This window comes from Streptomyces sp. PH10-H1 (assembly GCF_030063355.1).
Lineage (GTDB): Bacteria > Actinomycetota > Actinomycetes > Streptomycetales > Streptomycetaceae > Actinacidiphila.
The window spans coordinates 48,217-63,199 of record NZ_JASISZ010000006.1 but is presented as its reverse complement, the minus strand read 5'-3'; the positions used below and the strand labels follow the sequence as shown (position 1 = coordinate 63,199).

Here is a 14,983-nt window from a genome sequence, read left to right as displayed (position 1 = left end):
ATGAGGAGCGCCCGGTATGACGGGTGTGGCGAACAGGTGGCGCACACCTGTACTGGCGGTCGCAGGCGGCACCGCATCGGGCAAGTCCACCCTTGCCGAGGCGTTGTCGCTGCACCATCACGAGACCATCGGTCTGATCCATCTCGATGACTTCTACGTGCCCGCGCACGACACCGTGCGCGGGGTGCGTACGGTCAGCGCGAGCGGGTCCGAGGTCCTGGACTGGAACCATCCCGGCTCGATCGACGAGCTTGCGGTGACCGCCGCCATCGAGGCGGCGGCCACCTCGGGGCGGCACCGGCTGGTCGTCGTCGAGGGCCTGTTCGCCCTGACGCTGCCGTCGGTCGGCAGCCGCGCGACGTGGCGGGTGTATGTGGAAACCCCCGACGACATCCGGCTCGCCCGGAAGATCCTCCGCAAGATCGACATCCTGGGACAGGATCCGCGCATCTCGCTGCTCAACTATCTGACGACCGGCCGGGAGCGCCATGCCGCGCATGTCGCCCCCTCCCGGGCACTGGCCGACCTGGTGGTCGACGGCACCGCGGACGAGTTCCAGATGATCGCCGACGTGATGATGCTGATCGGCCCGGTGCTCGCCGAGCCGGTCCTGGACGCCTCCGCGTTCAGCGAGACGGCGTGAGGACGGCGGCCAGCAACTCGGCCGCGATCGAGACGCCGTTCAGGCTGAGCACCGACTCGGGGTGGAACTGGACGCCGGCGAAGCCAGGGCCGCGCATCGCGTGGACGTCGCCGGTGGCCGGGTCGCGGCTCAGTTCGACCCGGTGGCTGGCCAGCTCCTCGGCGGTGGCGTCGTCGCAGCGCGCGGTGAAGGTGTTGTAGAAGCCGACGGTCTCGGGGCGGCCGAAGAAGTCGATGTGCTCCTGGGCGCCCTGGAAGGGGACGTCCTTGCGCACGATGTCCAGGCCCAGCTCCACCGCGAGCAGCTCATGGCCCAGGCAGACACCGAGCAGCCCCTGCCGGTGCTCCCTGACCAGGTCGGCGGTGAGGGCGCGCAGGAAGCGCATCTTCGGGTCGCCGGCGTCGGCCGGATCGCCGGGACCCGGGCCGAGCACGACCGGCCCGCCGTGGGTCAGCGCGGCCTCCCGCAGCCCCGGCTCGTCGTAGCGCCGCACGGTGACATCGAGGCCCGACGACCGCAGCACGTGCGCCAGCATCGCGGTGAAGGTGTCCTCGGCGTCGATCACCAGCGCGTGCGCGGACAGCCCGGTCCTGGGCGGCTGGTCGATCTCCACCTGCATCCGCAGCCAGAACGGCGCCAGGCCGGCCCGCCGCGCGTCCAGCGCCGCCCGCACCCTGATGTCGTCGGCCAGCCGGAACGCGGGCGCGGGGCGGTGCGCCGGGGCCGGCCGTACGCCGAGGGCGGTCAGCACCCCCGCGGCCTTGGCGTGGGTCTCGGCGACCTCGGCGCGCGGGTCGGAGTGCCGTACCAGCGTCGCGCCGACCGGCACCTTCAGCTGCCCGCCCGGGTCGATGTCCGCGGTCCTGATCAGGATCGGGGAGTCCAGCGTCTGTGTCCGGGCCGCGTCCCGGCCGATCAGTGCCAGCGCGCCGGCGTAGTAGCCGCGGCCCCCCGGTTCGTGCCGCTCGATCACCCGGCAGGCGTTCTGTACCGGCGAGCCGGTGACGGTCGCCGCGAACATCGTCTCGCGCAGCACGTCCCGTACATCCATGGTGGAGCGGCCGCGCAGCTCGTACTCGGTGTGCGCGAGGTGGGCCATCTCCTTGAGCCGGGGCCCGACCACCACTCCGCCGAGGTCGCCGACGGTGCACATCATCTTGAGTTCCTCGTCGACCACCATCGTCAGTTCCTCCACCTCCTTGGCGTCGTGGAGGAAGGCCAGCAGCCCCTCGGAGTCCGGCCCGGTGGCGGGGTAGCGGTACGTCCCGCTGATCGGGTTCATCACGACGGTCCCGCCCGACATCCGCACATGCACCTCGGGGCTCGCGCCCACCAGCGTCCGGTCCGGCGTGTGCACCACATACGTCCAGTACGCGCCGCGCTCACCGCTGAGCAGCTTCCGGAACAGCGCCAGCGCGGACTGCGGGCCGTAGCCCGCGATCTGTCCCGTGAAGGTCCGGCGGATCACGAAGTTGGCGCCCTCGCCGCGGCCGATCTCGTCCTCGATCACCCGCTCGACGATTCCCGCGTAGGTGTCGTCGTCCACGTCGAACGCGCCGTCGTCGACCGTCACCTCCAGGTCCGGGAGCGCGGCGAGGACCTCCGCGAGCGGCAGCTCGTAGCTCTCCTCGGGCCGCAGTACGGCCAGCGGCGTCCCGTCGTCCCGTACGTCGAAGCCGCGCTCGCGGATCTGCCGGAACGGCACCAGTGCGAGCGCGTCCAGCACCGGGCCTTCCCCGGGCACCCCGGCCGGCAGCGCGATGTCGGTCAGCCGCCCGGCCTCGGTGACCGGCCCGAGGAGAACGTCCACGAGGTCGGTGCCGTGGCCCGGCGTACGGCGGTGGAGCAGGGCGAACGGTGGGCAGCCGGGGGAGAGCAGCCGCTCGACGAGGGCGGCGGCTGCGGTGGCTTCGGTGCCTGAAGCGGTGTGCACGGCGGGTCCTTCCGGTGGACGAACAACGGAGGGAGCGGCCGGGAAACAGAGAAGGCCGCCCCGTGGGCGGCCTTCGCGGTGAGTCGTTATGTACGCGCGATGAGGTGGGCCGCCGGTTGAGCGGGCCACCACCAGTTGGTGTGCTGTTGCGCGAACATGCCCGGAACCCTAGCGCAGAGCGGCCGAGCAGTGGGGCTCGTCTCATCCACTGGGCGGCGTCGGAAGCCGCGCGACGTCACCCCGTAGTGTGGTCCGTGTGACCGTGAACGCTAACCCCACAGCCGGTGGAAACACCTGGCGCTCCCTTCCCGCGGCGCAGCAGCCCGAGTACCCCGACTCCGAGGCGTTGCGCGATGTGCTCGCGGAGCTCGAGTCGTATCCGCCTCTCGTCTTCGCCGGCGAGTGCGATCAGCTGCGTACCCGTTTGGGGGCCGTCGCCCGTGGCGAGGCGTTCCTCCTGCAGGGCGGCGACTGCGCCGAGGCCTTCGACGCCGTGTCCGCGGACCAGATCCGCAACAAGCTCAAGACGCTCCTGCAGATGGGCGCGGTACTGACGTACGCCGCGTCCGTGCCGGTCGTGAAGGTGGGCCGGATCGCGGGCCAGTACTCCAAGCCGCGCTCCAAGCCGACCGAGACCCGCGACGGCATCACCCTGCCGACGTACCGCGGTGACTCCGTCAACGGCTTCGCCTTCACCGAGAAGGAGCGGATCCCGGACCCCGAGCGGCTGAAGCGGATGTACAACGCGTCCGCCTCGACGCTCAATCTGGTGCGCGCCTTCACCACCGGTGGTTACGCGGACCTGCGCCAGGTGCACGCCTGGAACCAGGATTTCGTGAAGTCCTCGCCGTCGGGACAACGCTACGAGGCGCTGGCCCGCGAGATCGACAACGCGCTGAACTTCATGGCGGCGTGCGGGACCGACCCCGCCGAGTTCAGGACCGTGGAGTTCTACGCCTCGCACGAGGCGCTGCTGCTCGACTACGAGTCCTCGCTGACCCGCGTCGACTCGCGGACCGGCTCGCTGTACGACACGTCGGGCCACATGGTGTGGATCGGCGAGCGCACCCGGCAGCTCGACGGTGCGCACATCGAGTTCGCGTCGAAGATCCGCAACCCGATCGGCATCAAGCTCGGCCCGACGACGACGCCCGAAGAGGCGCTGACGTACATCGACCGGCTCGACCCGGAGCGTGAGCCGGGCCGGCTGACGTTCATCGTGCGCATGGGCGCGGACAAGGTCCGCGACAAGCTCCCGACGCTGGTCGAGAAGGTCACGGCCTCGGGCGCGCAGGTGGCGTGGGTGACCGACCCGATGCACGGCAACACCTTCGAGGCGGCATCCGGCCACAAGACCCGGCGCTTCGACGATGTGCTCGACGAGGTCAAGGGCTTCTTCGAGGTCCACAAGGGCCTGGGGACCCACCCGGGCGGCATCCATGTGGAGCTGACCGGCGACGATGTGACCGAGTGCGTGGGCGGCGGCGACGAGATCTTCGTCGATGACCTCCACCAGCGCTACGAGACGGCCTGCGACCCGCGGCTCAACCGCAGCCAGTCGCTGGACCTGGCGTTCCTGGTCGCGGAGATGTACCGGGGCCAGTAGGCCCGGCCCGGGAGGCGGCTCCGGGCAGCGCGAAGCCGGCAGCGCGAAGAAGGGGCACGGATCACATGGATCCGTGCCCCTCACCGCTTTTCACCACCGGAAGTGCCGGGTAAGGTAAGGGTAACCTCAGCCCAGGCGCCCGAGAGGGGTGAACCGCGTGTACGTCTGCTCTTGCTTCGGCATCACCGAGCAGCAGGTCAAGCAGCACGCGGATTCCGGCGCCTGCAGCCCCCGCAAGATGGCGTCGGCCTGCAAGGCCGGCACCGACTGCGGCTCGTGCGTCAAGCGCATACAGGCCTTGCTCGGCCGTTCCGGGACCATCGCCCCGAAGGCCGTCGTGGCCCAGGCAGCTGCTGCGGAAGAACCGATGGCCGAAGCGGCCTGAACCTCCGTCGGCGCCGGGAGCCGGTCCCTCAGCCGGTCAGGCGTCCGGCTGCTCGATGAGCTGCGCGATGTAGAGCGGCTCGCCCAGCTTCTCGACCAGCTCGAGCTGCGTGTCGAGATAGTCGATGTGGTGTTCCTCGTCCGCGAGGATCGACTCGAAGATGTTCGCCGAGGTGATGTCGCCCTTGGTCCGCATGACCTCGATACCGCGCTTGAGGCGGTCGATCGCCTCGACCTCCACCTGGCGGTCGGCCTGGAACATCTCGGTGACCGTCTGGCCCACCCGGACATGGAACAGCCGCTGGTAGTTGGGCAGGCCGTCGAGGAAGAGGATGCGGTCGGTCAGGAGCTCCGCGTGCTTCATCTCATCGAAGGACTCCGAGCGGGTGTATTTCGCGAGCTTCGTCCAACCGAAGTTCTCCTGCATCTTCGCGTGCAGGAAGTACTGGTTGATCGCGGTCAGCTCCGCGGTCAGCTGCTCGTTCAAGAACTCGATGACCTCGGGGTCGCCCTGCATGGCAACGCCGTCCTTTCAACGGATCGACAAGATGCGCGCATCCTTGCACTGGGAGCGGGGCTGATCCAGTAAGTGCACGCTTACGTCCTGTGCCGACGCCGCTCCCCGAATCGGGCGCAGCCCGGTCAGAAGCACTGCGTCCGGTCTGTCACCATGGAGCCATGGGTCAGTCCGAAAGCCGCGAGGGTGAGCTTCCCCCGGGGCAGCGGCTACAGCGGGGCTGGCCGGTCACGCACTACGGACCCGTACCGCGGTTCAAGCCGGACCGGTGGGAGTTCCGGGTCTTCGGGGCCACGGCCGACGGGGACAAGCACTGCTGGAACCACGAGGAGTTCGCGGCGCTGCCGTACTCCATCGTGAAGGCGGACTTCCACTGCGTGACGAAGTTCAGCATGGTCGGCATGGAGTGGGGCGGCGTCGCCGCCGCCACGATATTGCGGCTCGCGCCCCCGGCACCCGGGGTCACCCATGCGATGGTGTGGGCCGAGTACGGCTTCAGCTCGAATCTCCGGATCGAGGACTTCGCCGACGACAAGTCGATATTCGCCACCCACAAGGGCGGTGAACCGCTCACCGCCGAACACGGTTTCCCGGCCCGGCTGGTGGTCCCCCATCTGTACGCCTGGAAGGGCCCCAAGTGGGTCAGGGGCGTGGAGTACATGACCGCCGACCGCCGCGGCTTCTGGGAGGAGCGCGGCTATCACAACGTCGGCGACCCCTGGTCGGAGCAGCGCTACTCCTACCAGGAGGAGCCCGGGGACGGCCCGGAGCTGTGACCGCCTGACGTGACGTGACCGGCCCTCCGGCGTGGTCTGTCCGGTTTGCTTCTCTGGCGTGGTCAGTGGAACGCGTGGACGACGGCGTGGCCCTTGCCGCGGCCGATCAGCCACTTGTTGACGGGCGTGGTCACGACGAAGGCGACGACGAAGGACAGCGCGAGGCTCACCCAGAAGAGCGCGTCCGAGAGGGTCGCGTCCATGGCACCCGGGAAGACGAGGATCGTGCCGTTGTCGGCCAGCTCCATGAGGATGATGGAGACGGTGTCGGCGGCGAGGGCGACGCGGAACGCGGCCCGCAGATCCAGTCCGGCGCGCAGCACGCCGCGCATGGTGAGCGAGTAGCCGAAGACGAAGGCCAGCACGATGGCCAGGATCATCGTCTGCGCGTTGTTCCAGCCGAGCGCGGTGCCTATCAGCATGCCGAGGACCTCGCCGATGGCGCAGCCGGTGAGGCAGTGGATGGTGGCCATCGCCGCCATGCGCCAGCTCGCGGGACCGTGGGCGGAGTGGTCTGAGTGCCCGTCGTGCCCTGAGTGCTCCGAGTGCTCCGAGTGCCCGGCGTGCGCGCTGTGGTCCTGGTCGGCCGCGTGCCCGGCGTGCCCGGCGTGCGCCTCGTGGTCCGCGTGCTCGTGGTGCGTGTGCTCTTCGTGCGTCGTCTGGTCGCGCTGCATGACGTTCCACCCCATCAGGAGCCGGCGGTTGGTTGCTCTGCAGCCAACCGTATACCCCCAGGGGGTATTCCCGTAAGGCTTTTCAGCCGACCCGGGATCCGTCGCGCAGCGCCTTGAGGAGGGCCACGTCCGCGGCATGGCCCTCCGGCCCGCCCGGTGTCTCGATGATCAGCGGGACGCCCTCGGTGGCGGTATGGGTGAACAGGTCGCGGAACGGCTCGGCGCCGATGTGCCCGGCGCCGATGTTCTCGTGCCGGTCCTTGCGGGCGCCCGCCACATCCTTGGAATCATTGGCGTGGATCAGCTTCAGCCGGCCCTCACCGACCGTGCCGACCAGCTCGTCGAGCAGCAGTTTCATACCGCCCGGAGCGGCCGTGTCGTGCCCGGCGGCGAAGGCGTGGCAGGTGTCCAGGCACACCCCGAGCCGCGGATGGCGGTCCAGTGCCTCGAAGTACGGTCCGAGATCCTCGGCCAGCGAGCACAGCGAGGAGCCCTGGCCCGCGGTCGGCTCCAGCAGCAGCCACGGATCGTCCTCGTGGGTCAGCTCCTCCAGCAGTGGCAGCAGGTATGCGCGTACCTGCGCCAGCGCCTCGGTCCGCGGCCGCCCGCCGGTCGCGGACCCGGTGTGGACCACGACGCCCTTCGCGCCGATCGCCCGCCCGCGGCGCAGCGAGTGCCGCAGTGAATCCACCGATCTCTCGGCGGTGGCCTCGGTGTGCGAGCCGAAGTTGATCAGGTACGGGGCATGGACGTACGCCGGGACCGCCCCGGCGGCGCGCCGCTCACGGAACTCCTCGTCCTGCCGCGGATCACCCGGCGGGGCCGCCCAGCCGCGCGGATTGGCCACGAAGACCTGGACGGCCTCGGCCGCCATCCGCTCGGCGTACGACAGCCCGACGGTCGCGAGTCCGCCGGCCACCGGCACATGGCCGCCGACCGGATTGCGGGCGGGATCGCGGGCGGGATTGCGACCGCCATCGGGGCCGGGACCGGGGCCGGGACCGGGGTTCATCGCACCCATACGGTGATCGTGGCGCCCTTGGGTGCCTGCTGGCCCCCGTCCGGGGACTGGCTGAACACGGTGTCGCCGAAGAACGCGTGCATCACCCGGATGTCGAAGCCCGCGCCCTTGAGGAGCTGCTTCGCCTCGCCCGAGCTCTTGCCCTTCACATCCGGTACGTCGAAGAGCTGCTGGCCCTTGGACAGCGTGATCGTGACGGTGTCGCCTTCACCCGCCTTGGCGCCCTTGCCCGGCGTCTGCACGGCGACCTTGTCCTTGTCGGCCACGTCCGAGAAGACCTTCTCCGGAGCGAGTACGACCGTGAGCCCGGCGTCCTGCAGTGCCTGCTGGGCGTCGGCGACCGAATCGCCGATCACATCCGGCACGTCCACCGGGACGCCCTTGCTGACGGTGATCGAGACGGCGGCGTCCGGCGAACGCTGCGTACCGGCCTTCGGGTCCGTGGAGATCACCTCGCCCTTGGGCACGTCCTCGCTGAAGTCCTGCGTCACCGTGCCGGGCGTCAGCGCCGCGTCCTTGAGCAGCTGCTGCGCCGTCGCCAGCGGCTTGCCCCCGACATCGGGCACCAGGACGACCTGCGGTCCCTTGGAGATGGTCAGCGTGACGTCCGCATTGCTGCGGATGCGCTGCCCGGCGGCGGGATCGGTGGAGATCACCTTTCCCCGGGGGACGGTGAGGCTGAAGCCGGTGGAGATCTTCGCGTGCAGCCCGGAATCGTCGATCTTCCGTTCCGCGTCCGCCTGCGACAGCGCCAGGACGGCCGGGACCTTGGTGAACTGCCCGTCGCTGATGTACCAGACGCCGGCCCCGACACCTAGGACCAGCAGCACCGCCACGACCAGCGCGAGTACGCCGCGGCGCGGCGCGCGACGGCCGGCGCCGTGACCCGCCCCATGGCCGGCCGGTCCCGCCGGTCCCGCCCGTCCCGCCGGTCCCGCGGGCATCGACGGGACCGGAGGCGGAAGCTGCAGCCGGCTGGTGCGGTTGAGCACGTCGGTCTGCGGGTCGGTCCTGGGGATGACGCTGGTGAGTTCCCCGTCGCTGTTCGACGCGTCCTTCGACAGGCTGTGCGGCTGATGGGCCGGCGGGACGGCGTCCTCCGGCTCCTGCCCCAGCGCCTGCGGCGGAACCAGGTCCAGCTGCTCCGCGCTCAGCGCCTGGCGGGCGGTGTGCAGCTGCGCGAGCAGCTCCACGGCATCGGCGGGCCGCAGCCGCTGGTCGCGTGCGGCGGCCCGCCCGACCAGCGCGTCCAGCGCGGGCGCCAGCCCGGGGACGGCGTCCGACGGCGCGGCGATGTCCTCGTTCAGCACGTGGTAGATCACCTGCATCGGCGTGCCACCGGTGTGCGGCTTGCCGCCGGTCAGCATCTCGTACAGCAGCACGCCGCAGGCGTACACGTCCGTGCGCTGGTCGACGGTGCCGTGCTCGATCTGCTCCGGCGCGAGGTACGAGACGGTGCCCAGCACCGAGCCGGTCGTCACGCTGGTGCTGGTGTCCACCGCCCGCACCAGGCCGAAGTCGACGACCTTCACCCGGCCGTCGTCGCCGATCAGGACGTTCTCCGGCTTCACGTCCCGGTGGATCAGCCCGGCGCGGTGCGCGGCGCCGAGCGCGGCCAGCACCGGCTCCAGGATGTCCAGCGCGGCACGCGGCTGCAGGGCGCCGCGCTCCCGCAGCACATCCCGCAGGGTGCAGCCCGCGATGTACTCCATGGCCAGGTAGACGAACGTGCCGTCCGAGCCCTGGTCGTACACGCCGACGACATTCGGATGGGCGAGGCGGGCCACCGCCTTCGCCTCGCGGATGAACCGGTCGACGAAACCGGCGTCGGCCGCCAGCCCGGGGTGCATCACCTTCAGTGCGAGCACCCGGTCGAGGCGGGTGTCCACGGCCCGGTAGACCGTGGCCATACCGCCGACGGCGATCCGCGCCTCGACCCGGTAGCGGCCATCGAGCGTCTGCCCGACGAGGGGGTCATGCAGGGTCGTATCCACGACACGGAAGTCTACGAGCCGCCGCGCACCCGGCTGGCCGAACACGGCCGTACTGTGTCCCGCCCGTATCGATCCGGGACGCAACCGTGACCCTCCGCCCCCAGCGGAGGGCGGGTCCCGGGCCCCGGTCAGGTCGCGTCAGGTTCCGATCAAACCCGGTCAGGATCCGCTGAAAGCCGGGCGCTCCGGATCGAAGGCGGCCACGCCCTCGACGGGGGACGACGCGGCGGCGTAGTGGCGGCGTGGGATACGTCCGGCCCGGAACGCCAGCCGTCCCGCCTCGACCCCGCACCGCATGGCGCCCGCCATGAGCACCGGCTGCTGGGCGCGCGTCACGGCCGACGCCAGCATGACCGCCGCGCACCCCAGCTCCATGGCGAACGCCGCGTCGGACGCGGTTCCGGCCCCGGCGTCGAGGATGACGGGGACCCCGGCCCGCTCGGTGATCAGCTGGAAGTTGTGCGGATTGCGGATCCCGAGCCCGGAACCGATCGGCGACCCGAGCGGCATGATCGCCGCACAGCCGACGTCCTCGAGCTTGCGGGCGAGCACCGGGTCGTCGTTCGTGTACGGCAGGACCGTGAACCCGTCGTCGACCAGTGTCTCGGCGGCGTCGAGCAGCTCGATGGGGTCGGGGAGCAGGGTGCGTTCGTCGGCGATGACCTCGAGTTTGATCCAGTCGGTGCCCAGCGCCTCACGGGCCAGCCGCGCGGTGAGGACGGCCTCGCCGGCGGTGAAGCAGCCGGCCGTGTTCGGCAGGACCCGGATGCCGTGCTTGTGGAGCACGGACAGCACGGAGCCCTTCGTCGCCGGGTCGAGACGGCGCATGGCGACCGTGGTGAGTTCGGTGCCGGAGGCGAGCAGGGCCTGTTCGAGGATTTCCAGGCTGGGCGCGCCACCGGTGCCCATGATCAGGCGGGAGGTGAAGGGGGTGCCGGCGATCCGCAGGATGTCGTCGGTCACCGCGGGTGTGCGGAGAGTGCGCATCGCGGGTTCAGCCTCCCTGGACCGCGGTGAGGACTTCGACGCGGTCGCCGTCGGCGAGCGCGGTGACGCCCCAGCGGCTGCGGGGGACGACAGCCTCGTTCAGGGCGGCGGCGACGCCCCCGGGGGCGGCGGTCAGGGAGGCGACGAGACGGTCGAGGGTGAGGCCCTCGGTGATCTGACGGGGCTCACCGTTCACGGAGACGGTCATGCGGGCTGCTCCTGAAGCGAGAAGCGTGCGGGGGAGAAGGGCCGGGCCGACTCGGGCACGGAGCCCGTCGTGAGCACCTCGGCCATGATGTCGCCGGTCACCGGGGTCAGCAGTACACCGTTGCGGTGGTGGCCGGTGGCCAGCAGCAGACCGGGCAGCGCGCTGCGGCCGAGCAGCGGGGCGTTGTCGGGGGAACCGGGGCGCAGGCCCGCGAGGGTCTCGACCAGCGGGAGTTCGGTCAGCCCCGGCACCAGCTCATGTGCGTCGCGCAGCAGCTCGTAGACGCCGCCCGCGGTGATGGCGGTGTCCCAGCCGAGTTCCTCGCTGGTCGCGCCGACGACGAGTTCGCCGTTCTCGCGCGGCACGAGGTAGACATGGCCGCCCCGCACCACGGCCCGCACCGTGCGGGAGAGGAAGGGCGCGTAGCCGGGCGGGACGCGAAGCCGCAGGATCTGTCCCTTGACCGGCCGGACCGGGGGGAGCGCGTGGTCGGGGATGCCCGGCAGACAGCCGCTGCGGCTGCCCGCCGCGAGGACGAGCTGCTCGGCTCCGATCACGGTGCCGTCGTCGAGCACCGCGCCGGTGGCGCGGTCCCGTACGGTCTCGACGCGGGCCACGGAATCGCGGTGGAAGGTGACGCCCGCGAGCTCGGCCGCGCGCAGCAGCGCGGCGGCGAGGCGCCGCGGGTCGACCTGGTGGTCGCCGTCGACGCGCAGACCGCCACGTACGCCGGGTGCCAGCATCGGCTCCAGACGGCGGCACTCACGCCCCGACAGCCACTCGGACTCCAGGCCGAGAGACATCTGGAAGGTGTGGAGCTCGCGCAGGCCGGCGCGGTCGTCGGCGTCGAGGGCAACGGCGAGAGTGCCGCACGGCCGGTAGCCGAGGCCGAGACCGGTGGCGTCCTCCAGCTCCGCGGCGAAGGACGGATAGCGACGCGCCGAGGCGAGGTTGAGGTCGAGCAGGGTCTGCTCGCCGTACTGCAGCTCGGTGACGGCGGCCAGCATGCCGGCGGCGACATGAGCGGCGCCGCCGCCGGGCGCCGGGTCGGCGACCGCGGTGCGCAGCCCGCGCTGCGCGGCGCGCCAGGCCGTGACGAGGCCGATGATTCCGCCGCCCACGACCAGGACGTCGTAGCGGTGGCGAGATGGATGCATAAGTGTCCCGCTCCTCCCTTCGCCGGCATGACCCGGATCAGGTTCGTACGGTCGGCGGCCGGTCAGCCGCCCTCTCAGCCCGGTCGTCCGGGCTCCCGCGAGTGCGTTAGCCCGGCCACCTTAGTACGCGTCCCCGAGCCGGGGTAAGGGAGCGCCCGGCCCGGCCGGGTGGCGGCGCGCTACAGGGAGGGTCGTGGACGGGACGGATTCCAGGAGTAAGGGGGATCGGATTTCGCTGCTGGCGGCCTGTCAGAAACGCAGGAGCGTTACGGTGATCGTGTGAGCCAGCCAAGCGCCGAGCGCGCAGTGATCGTCGGGGCCGGGATGGCCGGGGTGCAGACCGCCGTCTCCCTGCGGGAGCAGGGGTGGCGCGGTGGCATCACGCTCCTCGGCGCCGAGCGGCACGCACCGTACGACCGTCCGCCGTTGTCCAAGTCCGTACTCCTCGGCACCGCCGAGGGCTCGCGCTTCGACGTGGACTTCGCGGGTCTCGGTGTGGAGTTGCTGCTCGGGCGGCACGCCACCGCGCTGCGCCCCCGGGAACGGCATGTGGTCACCGACGAGGGCGTGGTCGGGTACGACCGGCTGGTGCTCGCCACCGGGGCCCACCCGGTCGCGCTGCCCGGCAGTGAGGGCATCCCCGGCGTCCATGTGCTCCGCACCCTGGACGACGCCGCGGACCTGCGGCCCGTGCTCGACGAGAAGCGTGACGTCGTCGTGGTCGGCGCGGGCTGGATCGGCGCGGAATTCGCCACGGCGGCCCGGCAGGCGGGCTGCGCGGTGACCGTGGTCGAGGCGGCGGACCGGCCGCTCGCCGGAGTCCTGCCGGCGTCGGTCACCGACCATATGCGCGGCTGGTACGCGGACGCGGGCGCCGAACTGCTCACCGGGACCGCGGTCGCGGCCGTCGAGCCCGGCGCGGTGCTGCTCGCCGACGGGACGCGGCTGCGGGCCGGGGCCGTCATCGTCGGCATCGGAGCGCGGCCCGCCACCGGCTGGCTGGCGGGATCGGGCGTCGAACTCGGACCCGACCGCTCGGTGCACGCGGACGACCGGCTGCGGACCTCGGTCGCCGATGTGTTCGCGGTGGGCGACTGCGCGTCCTTCCCGTCCGCGCGCTTCGGCGAGCGGCTGCTCATCCACCACTGGGACAACGCGGTCCAGGGACCGCGCGCCGCCGCCGCGAACGTATTGGGCGGGGACGAGCCGTACGACCCGGTGCCGTACTTCTGGTCGGAGCAGTTCGGGCGCTTCGTGCAGTACGCGGGGCACCACACGGCCGCCGACACGATGCTGATGCGCGGCGACCCGGCGGGAGCCGCCTGGTCGGTCTGCTGGCTGCGCGACGGCGCCCTCGCCGCTCTCCTGGCCGTCGGCCGCCCCCGCGACCTCGCCCAGGCCCGCAAACTCATTGAACGCGGAGCCCACCTGGACCCCGCCCTCACCACCGACCCCGCCGTCCCCTTGAAATCCGCCGAACGCCCCCCGGCGGGCGTCTGAGCCGGGTTCCGTCCGGGCCGGCGCGTGGGGATTCAGCCGGGCGGCGTCCGAGCCCAGGGATTCCGCCCAGGCGGGCACGTGGCGTTTCCGCCCGGCCGGCGTTTGAGGCCGAAGCCGAGCCGGGCGGCGTCCGAGGCCGGGGATTCTGCCTGGGCGGGGGCGTTGGCAGGGTTTCAGCCCGGCCGGCGTTTGAGGCCAGGGGTTCGCCCGGGCCGGTGCGCGGGCCGGGATCCAGCCCGACCGGCGGTTGAGGCCAAAAGTGTGCGTGACCGTCAATTACGGTCAAACCGGCAAGCCCAGCGGCAGCGACCCGGTACGCGCGGCCCGCCAGGGATGGCACGCTTGTCCCGTGACCGAGATCGACGCAAAGATTGATGCCCTCGTACCTTCCTGGCTGAACCTCCCCGAGGTTGCCGAGCGACTCGGTGTGCCCATCACCCGGGTCCGCCCGATGATCAAGGAGAAGCTGTTCCTCGCGATCCGTCGCGGTGAGAACCGGGTCCTGATGGTCCCCGCCGACTTCATCGGCGAGGGCAGCATCATCAAGGGACTGCCCGGTACCCTCACCGTGCTCAAGGACTGCGGCTTCAGCGATGAAGAGGCGCTGGAGTGGCTGTTCACCGCGGACCCGACCCTGCCCGGCACCCCCACGCAGGCGCTGAAGGAGAATCGCGGGACCGAGGTGAAGCGCCGCGCCCAGGCGCTCCTCCTGTAACCCGTTCAGAGCACCGAGGGGGAGTACCGCCCATGACCACGACCGCGTCCGTGACCACGACCACGCCCACCGCCCGCGAGCGGATCGCCGGCGCCCGGCTGTACCTGTGCACCGACGCCCGGACCCGCCAGGGCGACCTGGCCGGCTTCGCGGACGCGGTGCTCGCCTCGGATGTCGACATCATCCAGCTGCGCGACAAGGGCATCGAGGCCCGCGACGAGCTGGACGCGCTCGCGGTCCTGGCCGACGCGTGCCGCCGGCACGGCAAGCTGCTCGCGGTCAACGACCGGGCGGATGTCGCGCACGCGGCGGGCGCGGACGTGCTGCACCTGGGGCAGGGCGACCTCCCGGTGCCGGCCGCCCGCGCGATCCTCGGCGAGGACGTGGTCATCGGACGTTCCTGCCATGCCGAGTCCGAGGCGGCGGCCGCCGCCTCGGAACCCGGTGCGGACTACTTCTGCACCGGGCCGGTCTGGCCCACCCCGACCAAGCCCGGCCGGCACGCGCCCGGCCTGGACCTGGTGCGGTACACGGCCTCGCTGGAGACCGACCGGCCCTGGTTCGCGATCGGCGGGATCGACCTGTCGAACGTGGAGCAGGTGCTGGAGGCAGGCGCCCGGCGGATCGTCGTCGTGCGCGCGATCACCGAGGCCGACGACCCGGCCGCCGCGTCGGCCGCACTGGCGAAGATCGTCCGGTCGTACGACGACTGAGCGTTCCCCCGGCGCTCCCCGCGCGCTGCCTGGATGATCCCCGGGCGTCCACCGGATGACCGAGGTGTACTCAGTGCGTGTCCAAGGGATGGACGACGGTAGGGCGTAACCGGATAAATCGCGTGTGCTGGTTACGGGCGGTCGCGAGGCGCGGA

16 protein-coding genes and 1 riboswitch are annotated in these 14,983 nt (G+C 71.4%); of the genes, 7 read left to right on the top strand and 9 right to left on the bottom strand.

Annotated elements, in window-relative coordinates; translation table 11 throughout:
* Window positions 1-16: 16 nt before the first annotated feature.
* The gene (locus QMK24_RS06155) at window positions 17-643 is read left to right on the top strand and encodes a uridine kinase family protein (RefSeq protein ID WP_283464129.1); all 627 of its coding nucleotides are present in this window, start codon (window positions 17-19) and stop codon (window positions 641-643) included.
* Here the strand turns inward: QMK24_RS06155 and QMK24_RS06150 are convergent.
* Window positions 627-2,576 (bottom strand): anthranilate synthase family protein, encoded by a 1,950-nt coding sequence (locus QMK24_RS06150; RefSeq protein WP_283464128.1) that lies wholly within the window; start codon window positions 2,574-2,576, stop codon window positions 627-629. The two genes, QMK24_RS06155 and QMK24_RS06150, sit on opposite strands and share 17 nt — an antisense overlap.
* Before the next feature lie 86 nt (window positions 2,577-2,662).
* Complete coding sequence (locus QMK24_RS41725; protein ID WP_502962478.1) at window positions 2,663-2,734, bottom strand: trp operon leader peptide; 72 nt, start codon at window positions 2,732-2,734, stop codon at window positions 2,663-2,665.
* Between the two features lie 98 nt (window positions 2,735-2,832).
* Between QMK24_RS41725 and QMK24_RS06145 the strand changes: the two genes are divergently transcribed.
* Together QMK24_RS06145 and QMK24_RS06140 are read left to right on the top strand one after the other, a co-directional pair.
* The gene (locus QMK24_RS06145; RefSeq protein WP_502962474.1) at window positions 2,833-4,182 is read left to right on the top strand and encodes a class II 3-deoxy-7-phosphoheptulonate synthase; all 1,350 of its coding nucleotides are present in this window, start codon (window positions 2,833-2,835) and stop codon (window positions 4,180-4,182) included.
* A gap of 148 nt (window positions 4,183-4,330) precedes the next feature.
* A complete protein-coding gene (locus QMK24_RS06140) occupies window positions 4,331-4,567 on the top strand; it encodes a (2Fe-2S)-binding protein (protein WP_283464127.1) in 237 nt (78 codons plus the stop codon).
* 36 nt (window positions 4,568-4,603) lie between these two features.
* On the opposite strand, the gene bfr is transcribed toward QMK24_RS06140, so the two are convergent.
* The gene (gene bfr, locus QMK24_RS06135) at window positions 4,604-5,083 is read right to left on the bottom strand and encodes a bacterioferritin (RefSeq protein WP_283464124.1); all 480 of its coding nucleotides are present in this window, start codon (window positions 5,081-5,083) and stop codon (window positions 4,604-4,606) included.
* Between the two features lie 161 nt (window positions 5,084-5,244).
* Between bfr and QMK24_RS06130 the strand changes: the two genes are divergently transcribed.
* Window positions 5,245-5,859, top strand: coding sequence for a sulfite oxidase-like oxidoreductase (locus tag QMK24_RS06130; RefSeq protein WP_283464123.1), 615 nt, complete (start codon window positions 5,245-5,247; stop codon window positions 5,857-5,859).
* A gap of 62 nt (window positions 5,860-5,921) precedes the next feature.
* Here the strand turns inward: QMK24_RS06130 and QMK24_RS06125 are convergent, their stop codons facing one another.
* From QMK24_RS06125 to thiO, 6 genes are all read right to left on the bottom strand, one after another.
* Window positions 5,922-6,533, bottom strand: a complete 612-nt coding sequence (locus QMK24_RS06125) for a DUF4396 domain-containing protein (RefSeq protein ID WP_283464122.1) — start codon at window positions 6,531-6,533, stop codon at window positions 5,922-5,924.
* Window positions 6,534-6,615: 82 nt separating this feature from the next.
* Window positions 6,616-7,545, bottom strand: coding sequence for a deoxyribonuclease IV (locus tag QMK24_RS06120; protein WP_283464280.1), 930 nt, complete (start codon window positions 7,543-7,545; stop codon window positions 6,616-6,618).
* The gene (pknB, locus tag QMK24_RS06115; protein WP_283464121.1) at window positions 7,542-9,548 is read right to left on the bottom strand and encodes a Stk1 family PASTA domain-containing Ser/Thr kinase; all 2,007 of its coding nucleotides are present in this window, start codon (window positions 9,546-9,548) and stop codon (window positions 7,542-7,544) included. The genes QMK24_RS06120 and pknB overlap by 4 nt, the downstream gene beginning before the upstream one ends.
* 159 nt (window positions 9,549-9,707) lie before the next feature.
* Window positions 9,708-10,535, bottom strand: coding sequence for a thiazole synthase (locus QMK24_RS06110; RefSeq protein ID WP_283464120.1), 828 nt, complete (start codon window positions 10,533-10,535; stop codon window positions 9,708-9,710).
* Between the two features lie 7 nt (window positions 10,536-10,542).
* Window positions 10,543-10,743 (bottom strand): sulfur carrier protein ThiS, encoded by a 201-nt coding sequence (gene thiS / locus QMK24_RS06105; RefSeq protein WP_283464119.1) that lies wholly within the window; start codon window positions 10,741-10,743, stop codon window positions 10,543-10,545.
* Window positions 10,740-11,900, bottom strand: a complete 1,161-nt coding sequence (thiO, locus tag QMK24_RS06100) for a glycine oxidase ThiO (protein WP_283464118.1) — start codon at window positions 11,898-11,900, stop codon at window positions 10,740-10,742. Before thiO ends, thiS begins: the two co-directional genes overlap by 4 nt.
* Window positions 11,897-12,009, bottom strand: a riboswitch (TPP riboswitch). It overlaps the preceding gene by 4 nt.
* Before the next feature lie 215 nt (window positions 12,010-12,224).
* On the opposite strand from thiO, the gene QMK24_RS06095 reads away from it, so the two are divergent.
* The 3 genes from QMK24_RS06095 (at window position 12,225) to thiE (ending at window position 14,828) form a co-directional block, all read left to right on the top strand.
* Window positions 12,225-13,400: an NAD(P)/FAD-dependent oxidoreductase gene (locus QMK24_RS06095; RefSeq protein ID WP_283464279.1), complete on the top strand. Its 1,176-nt coding sequence runs from the start codon at window positions 12,225-12,227 to the stop codon at window positions 13,398-13,400.
* Window positions 13,401-13,749: 349 nt separating this feature from the next.
* Window positions 13,750-14,115: an Rv2175c family DNA-binding protein gene (locus QMK24_RS06090; protein WP_283464117.1), complete on the top strand. Its 366-nt coding sequence runs from the start codon at window positions 13,750-13,752 to the stop codon at window positions 14,113-14,115.
* Between the two features lie 32 nt (window positions 14,116-14,147).
* A complete protein-coding gene (thiE, locus tag QMK24_RS06085; RefSeq protein WP_283464116.1) occupies window positions 14,148-14,828 on the top strand; it encodes a thiamine phosphate synthase in 681 nt (226 codons plus the stop codon).
* Window positions 14,829-14,983: the final 155 nt, after the last annotated feature.